Source organism: Actibacterium pelagium (assembly GCF_002285415.1).
Classification (GTDB): domain Bacteria; phylum Pseudomonadota; class Alphaproteobacteria; order Rhodobacterales; family Rhodobacteraceae; genus Actibacterium_B; species Actibacterium_B pelagium.
In genome coordinates, this window is record NZ_NSBU01000006.1 from 413,839 (window position 1) to 420,000 (window position 6,162).

Consider the following 6,162-nt stretch of genomic DNA (forward strand, 5'->3'; position numbering starts at 1 on the left):
TGTTTCGCAACGCGGAGAGGATAGGCTCCTCGTAACAGAACGCGGGGGCATCGATGCGCTATACCAACTTGGGCCAAACGGATTTACGGGTCTCACAGCTTTGTCTGGGATCCATGACTTGGGGGTCGCAGGACAGCGAGCAAGAAGGGCACGCCCAGATCGATCTGTCCTTGGAGCATGGAATAAACTTCATCGACACCGCAGAGATGTACCCGGTGAACCCGGTTCTGGCAGAGCGTTGTGGCCGGACTGAAACGATCATTGGCAACTGGTTTGCCCGAACTGGTCGACGGGACGATGTCGTTCTTGCCACGAAGATTGTTGGTCCAAACGGAGGGTTCCTGCGAGACGGCGAGGGGATCACTCCCGAAACAGTGCGCGGCGCGGTCGATGGTTCTTTGAAGCGGTTACAGACGGATTATATCGACCTGTATCAGCTGCACTGGCCGAACCGTGGCTCTTACCATTTCCGACAGAACTGGGAGTACGACCCAAGCGCGCAGGACCGAGGGCAGACTCTGGCAGATATCGAGGCCATTCTGGTCACGCTTCAGGAATTGATCGAGGCGGGCAAGATCCGGCATATCGGACTGTCGAATGAAACGGCCTGGGGCACGGCGCAGTGGCTGCGCCTGTCCGACCAGTTGGGACTGCCACGGATGCAGTCGATACAAAACGAATACTCGCTGATGTGCCGTCAGTATGACACTGATCTCGGAGAGCTTGGGCATAACGAGCAAGTGACGCTGCTGGCCTTTTCGCCGTTGGCAGCGGGTATGCTGAGCGGCAAATATCAGGGCGATGTGACGCCGGCGGGCAGCCGGCGAGAGGTTAATGCGAATTTGTCCGGGCGGCTTGGTCCACGCGCATTGGATGCGGTGCAGGCCTATCTGGATATCGCGAAGAAACACGGGCTGGACCCGGTTCAGATGGCCAATGCTTTTGTCTTGTCTCGGCCTTTCCCCGCCGTTTCGATTTTCGGGGCACGATCAATTAACCAGCTTAAGCAGGTATTGCCCGCAGGAGATCTGGTGTTGAGCGATGAAGTGCTGGCTGACATCTCTGCAGCACACCGCGCGCATCCGATGCCTTACTAGGTTCAGGCTCGACTTTATCGGGAACGCAGGTCAGATGGTGTCATGAGCCTTTGGATTCCGGTCACGATCTTCGCTGCCTTCGCGCAGAACCTGCGGTTCATGCTGCAAAAGCACCTGAAGTCGACGAAGCTGTCGACGACGGGCGCAACCTTCGCGCGGTTCCTATACTCCTTTCCGCTGGTGGCGTTGATCGTTGCGGGATACCTGGCAATGACGGGGCAAGAGGTGCCGGTGGTCAACGGACGCTTTGCCGCTTTCGCCGTGGCAGGTGGTCTTGCACAGATTTTGGCCACTATGTGCGTGGTCGCCCTGTTCACAGAGCGCAATTTCGCGGTCGGGATCACCTTCAAGAAGACCGAGACACTTCAGACTGCTTTGATCGGCTGGATGATCCTTGGGGAGGGTATTTCTCTCTACGGGTTGTTCGCGATCATCGTCGGATTTGTTGGTATTCTGCTGCTGTCTGAACCGCCCGAGGGTCGGGAATTGGGCTGGAAACGGTTCTTCAACAAGGCGACGGGTTTGGGATTGCTGTCCGGCATTCTGTTTGCCTGTTCTGCCACGGGTTACCGAGGGGCGACGCTGTCACTTGGTCTTGAGGATGTGTTCTTGCGCGCGGCCTTTACCCTGTCGCTGGTGACGGCCGGGCAGGCGGCGGTGATGGCGATCTGGATGGGGCTGCGTGAACCCGGAGAGCTTTCACGCGTTTTGGCCAGTTGGCGCGTTGCCGGGCTTGTCGGGGTTTTCTCTATGTTCGGGTCGCTTGGCTGGTTCGTGGCGTTCACGTTGCAGACGGCGGCCTATGTCAAAGCACTGGGCCAGATAGAGCTTCTGTTCAGCTTTCTGGCCACGACCTTCATTTTCAAAGAGAGAACCTCTGCCTGGGAACTGGTCGCCATGGGGTTCCTGACGGCCAGTATCCTGTTGTTGGTTCTGCTGATCTAAGCGAGGCGCAAGAAGCGCGACTCTTCGGTGCGATTGTCGAAGAACGGAACGCTGGCCGGGGGTGTCTGGGTTTCCAGAAAGCTTTGAATCTCGGCCAGAACCACTTCGGTGATGAAGGGCAGATTGAACTGCCGAGCCTCAGAGATCGGAATCCATTGCAGGTGGGATAATTCATCCTCAGCGCCCGAGAAATCGTCCAGATCACCATGAATTCGGTCTGCATCCACAAGGAAGAAGCGCGCATCGAACCGCCGTGGGCGGGCCGGGGGTGTGATGGCACGGAACACAAAGCGGAACCCTTCGGCAGAGGGAAGATGACCCGTCGCAGCGAAGCTTTCCCAATCGGCTGGCGGATGGCTTGGCCAGTCACCGGGCGCGCCTAGTAGAAGGCCGGTTTCCTCCCAAACCTCGCGCACGGCGCCGGCGATCAGAGCAGAGATAAGATCTTCAGGAGAGTCCTGTGCCAACCGGTTCATGCAGGTCGGGTTCAAAGGAGTTGCCAGCGGTATGCTGGCGTCGTCTGCATCAATCGCGCCGCCCGGAAAGACAAACTTGTTGGGCATGAAAGCCGCTTTTGCCCCGCGCTGTCCCATCAGGATGCGTGGTGACTTCGCTGCATCGCGCAGCAGGATTACGGTAGAGGCGTTTCGAATGGGGGGGCTAATTTGTGTCAGGTGCTTGCTCCACCAAATCCATGCATGCGTTTGGCCCATTGCAACGCCACCAAGGCACCCTTGAGCCGGGGCAGAAGGTAAAGCGACAGAACAATGCACCCGATCGAGATGCCGGTTGCCAGAACCCACGGGTTCGGGCGGTACTCTGTGAACAACCACAGAATAATCGGTGCCATGACATGGCCGACGATCAGGATCGTCAGATAGGCCGGGCCGTCATCTGCGCGTTGGTGATGCAGGGCTTCGTTGCATACGGGGCAATGGTCGCGCACCTTCAGGTACCCGCGCAGCATCGGGCCAGACCCGCAATTGGGGCAGCGACGATGCCATCCACGCTTCAGCGCTGGTTGTAAGGGGCGGTCTTCATTTTCAGACATGCGACTCTCGAAGAGAAATTTGTTTGTCCTTTCGAATATAGGCAGCTTCGTCAACTTTCACATGGGACAACCTGTCCACCTTATGAGGTTTGGGGTTCAGAGCAGCTTGCAAAACCTTTTTCGACAATTTGCGACGGAAATACGAGGGCGCTCCGTTTGACTTGTGAACGCGCCGGAAATGGCGGGTAAGACAAACCTAAGGAGCAAGTTATGAAAACTTCGTCGAAGAAAGTTCTGGGTGCCACTCTGGTGGCGTCGATTCTGGCAGCAGCAGCTATTCCGGCCATTGCGCAACCCGGAGAGGGTGCTGGCCATCGTGGTGGCAAGTTTGGCCCGATCATCTTTAGCGAGCTGGACAGCAACGGCGACGGCTTCCTGACTCAGGAAGAAATGGACGCTCGTAAAGCGGCAAAATTCGCCGAGATCGATACCAATGGCGATGGCCAGTTGTCCGCTGACGAAATCGTTGCAAGCCATGAACGGGCAGATGATGAACGTCGTGCCAGACGGGCAGGGCGCATGATCGAAGCATTGGACACCAACGATGATGGTCTGATCAGCGCAGAAGAGATGGCAGCACATGAAGGCGGGAAGCGCCGCGGTGGCAACCTGTTCGAACGCGCGGATGCCGACGACGACGGACAGATCTCGGAAGAAGAGTTCCAGACCGCCATGTCCAAGATGCAGAAACGGTTCGGTCAAGGCGGCAAGAAGCGCCATTAAGGTCTTGTGACCAAGAAAACCGGCGGTCCGCTCTTGCGGGCCGCTTTATTCCCGGCAAGTCTAGGGATGCAGCGCCGGGGCGGGAATGACAGGGCAAGAGACCAAGCACGTGGCATTTGACGCCGACACAGAGACCTCTGACGAGGCGCTCCTGCTGAACTTCGCCAATGGGGATGCCACGGCGGCGCGTCTGTTGACGGCCCGGTTGGCGCCGCGCGCGCTTGGTTATGCGGCTCGGGTGTTGGGCGACCGCGCCGAAGCCGAAGACGTCACACAAGAGGCCATGCTGCGCCTTTGGAAGATCGCGCCAGAATGGCGGCAGGGTGAGGCGAAGGTATCGACCTGGCTGTATCGAGTGACCGCGAACCTGTGTACCGACCGACTTCGAAAGCGACGCACGGTCGATCTGGATGCGGTGCCAGAGCCCTTGGATGACACGGCAAGCGTTGAAGAGCAGATGCAGTCAGCCGCACGTAACCTTGCGCTTGAAGCTGCATTGAAAACTTTGCCGGAACGGCAACGGCAAGCGGTGGTGCTGCGCCACCTAGAAGGGCTTAGCAACCCCGAGATTGCCGATGTGCTGAATATCACGGTCGAGGCCGTGGAAAGCCTGACGGCGCGGGGGAAGCGCGCCTTGGCAGCGGCCTTGGCTGGCCGTAGGGACGAATTGGGGTATACCGATGACTGATATGGAACAGAAAGACCCAGAACTGGAAGCCTTCTTCGAGGCTGGACGTGCCGAGGCGCCAGTGCCTTCGGACGACTTGATCGCGCGCATTCTTGCGGATGCCGAGGCTGCGCCGGTTTCGGCTGCGCCAACGGTTTCTTCCAGCGGTGGGGTGTTTGGGGCGTTGTCCTCTATCTGGGCCGAGATGGGCGGCTGGAAGACAACCATCGGTCTGGGCTTTGCCGGGTTGGTCGGGGTGTACATTGGGTATAGTGATCCAACCGTGACGGACACGACGGCGTCGCTGTTTGTGGGGGGCTATAGTTATGATGTCTCTGATCTGGCGCTGACCGCCAGCGATCTTTGGGCAGAGGGGTAATCATGTCGGACGCTACTCCAAATCCGCGATCTTCGCGCCGCAGCTGGCTGCGAATTGCGCTTTTGATCTCGTTGATCCTGAACCTGCTTTTCGTCGGTCTTGTTCTTGGTGCCGCGGCGGGTAAGCGTCGGGTTGACGCCAATATCGGATTGCCGGACGAACGTGTGCTATCGCAGCTTGGGCCCTATGGTCGTGCTTTGCCGGCCGAACACCGAAAAGCCTTGGCAGAAGAGCTGCGCCCCAAACCCGGTGACGCGCGCAAAACACGCAAAGAGTTGCGCGATGGGTTTCAGCAATATCTAACCCTTCTTCGGGCCGAGACATTCGACGTTCAGGCTGTCTCTGATCTTTTGACTGCGCAGCAGAAACTAGTTTCGGGGCGTGCGACCGCGGGACGCGAGGCGTTGCTCCAGCGATTGGCGGGTATGAGTGCAGAAGATCGCAAGGCTTATGCGGATTCCCTGCAAAAGGTTCTGCGCCGTGGCCCGGGACGAGATCGCGCTCCGTCTTATGAAAAACGCCCTTAAAGACCTACAGTTATGGTTGAGACATCTCTTTGCGCCGGGTAAAACTTTCTGACGCAGAGGGAGGAACTGCATGACAGGAGAGCAGGCTGAAACCATCGCCCTTAAGGCCTTGGCTTGGTTGGCGGCAGAGGATGATCTACTGCCGGTTTTCATGGGCTCAACCGGTGTTGCGCAGTCTGATCTGGCAGAGCGGGCTGCAGAGCCAGAGTTTCTGGTCTCTGTTCTGGACTTCCTGACAATGGATGACCGGTGGGTTGTCGCCTTCTGTGACCGTCAGGGACTGCCCTACGAAACGCCTTTGCAGGCCAAGATGGCGTTGCCCGGCGGCGCGCAGACGCATTGGACCTGAGGGGGCAGGGCGTGTCGCAAGCCAGTTTTAATGGGGCACCTGTTTCCGGGATTATCTTTGACAAGGATGGGACCTTGTTCGATTTCCGGGCGACATGGACCGCTTGGGTTCAAAGCTTTCTGGCGGAGCTGACCGACGGCGATCCCACACGGGCACATTCGCTTGGACAACAAATCGGGTTTGATACGCGATCCAGTGAATATCATCCGCAAAGCCCTGTTGTTGCCGGCAGTGCCGTCGAAATAGCCGAGCTTTTGTTGTCCGAGTTGCCGGGGCACGACTTTGAGGGTCTGTTGGCTCATATGAATTATGCAGCCGCCCGGGCCCCGATGGCCGAGGCCGCGCCTTTGGCACCTACTCTTACCCGGTTGACTGACATGGGCATCCGGCTTGGCGTCGCAACCAATGACGCAGAGTATCCGGC

The 6,162-nt window shown here is 58.2% G+C and carries 10 protein-coding genes (1 of these 10 only partly in view); 8 read left to right on the forward strand and 2 right to left on the reverse strand.

The genetic code is table 11. The features are described 5' to 3' along the window. The first annotated feature begins 53 nt into the window (after positions 1-53). Both CLM58_RS08885 and CLM58_RS08890 read left to right on the forward strand, forming a co-directional pair. The gene (locus tag CLM58_RS08885) at positions 54-1,097 is read left to right on the forward strand and encodes an aldo/keto reductase (protein WP_095595566.1); all 1,044 of its coding nucleotides are present in this window, start codon (positions 54-56) and stop codon (positions 1,095-1,097) included. A gap of 42 nt (positions 1,098-1,139) precedes the next feature. After that, positions 1,140-2,042: a DMT family transporter gene (locus tag CLM58_RS08890; protein ID WP_095595567.1), complete on the forward strand. Its 903-nt coding sequence runs from the start codon at positions 1,140-1,142 to the stop codon at positions 2,040-2,042. Here the strand turns inward: CLM58_RS08890 and CLM58_RS08895 are convergent. Both CLM58_RS08895 and CLM58_RS08900 read right to left on the reverse strand, forming a co-directional pair. Beyond that, positions 2,039-2,755, reverse strand: coding sequence for an NUDIX hydrolase (locus CLM58_RS08895; RefSeq protein WP_095595568.1), 717 nt, complete (start codon positions 2,753-2,755; stop codon positions 2,039-2,041). The two genes, CLM58_RS08890 and CLM58_RS08895, sit on opposite strands and share 4 nt — an antisense overlap. Beyond that, the gene (locus CLM58_RS08900) at positions 2,713-3,093 is read right to left on the reverse strand and encodes a DUF983 domain-containing protein (RefSeq protein WP_095595569.1); all 381 of its coding nucleotides are present in this window, start codon (positions 3,091-3,093) and stop codon (positions 2,713-2,715) included. The genes CLM58_RS08895 and CLM58_RS08900 overlap by 43 nt, the downstream gene beginning before the upstream one ends. Before the next feature lie 210 nt (positions 3,094-3,303). On the opposite strand from CLM58_RS08900, the gene CLM58_RS08905 reads away from it, so the two are divergent. From CLM58_RS08905 to CLM58_RS08930, 6 genes are all read left to right on the forward strand, one after another. Further along, the gene (locus CLM58_RS08905) at positions 3,304-3,816 is read left to right on the forward strand and encodes an EF-hand domain-containing protein (RefSeq protein ID WP_095595570.1); all 513 of its coding nucleotides are present in this window, start codon (positions 3,304-3,306) and stop codon (positions 3,814-3,816) included. Positions 3,817-3,901: 85 nt separating this feature from the next. Next, positions 3,902-4,504, forward strand: coding sequence for an RNA polymerase sigma factor (locus CLM58_RS08910; RefSeq protein ID WP_095595571.1), 603 nt, complete (start codon positions 3,902-3,904; stop codon positions 4,502-4,504). After that, positions 4,497-4,862 carry a dihydroorotate dehydrogenase gene (locus CLM58_RS08915; protein ID WP_143226547.1) on the forward strand — a complete coding sequence of 122 codons (366 nt, stop codon included), beginning with the start codon at positions 4,497-4,499 and terminating at the stop codon, positions 4,860-4,862. Before CLM58_RS08910 ends, CLM58_RS08915 begins: the two co-directional genes overlap by 8 nt. A 2-nt stretch (positions 4,863-4,864) precedes the next feature. Beyond that, the gene (locus CLM58_RS08920) at positions 4,865-5,389 is read left to right on the forward strand and encodes a periplasmic heavy metal sensor (RefSeq protein ID WP_095595573.1); all 525 of its coding nucleotides are present in this window, start codon (positions 4,865-4,867) and stop codon (positions 5,387-5,389) included. Positions 5,390-5,459: 70 nt separating this feature from the next. Continuing rightward, entirely contained in the window at positions 5,460-5,738 is a 279-nt protein-coding gene (locus tag CLM58_RS08925; protein WP_095595574.1) for a DUF3572 domain-containing protein, read from the forward strand. A gap of 11 nt (positions 5,739-5,749) precedes the next feature. Continuing rightward, positions 5,750-6,162: the 5' portion of an HAD family hydrolase gene (locus CLM58_RS08930; protein ID WP_229666215.1), read on the forward strand. 301 nt of this gene lie beyond the right edge of the window; only the first 413 of its 714 coding nucleotides appear in the window; the start codon lies at positions 5,750-5,752; its stop codon lies beyond the right edge, outside the window.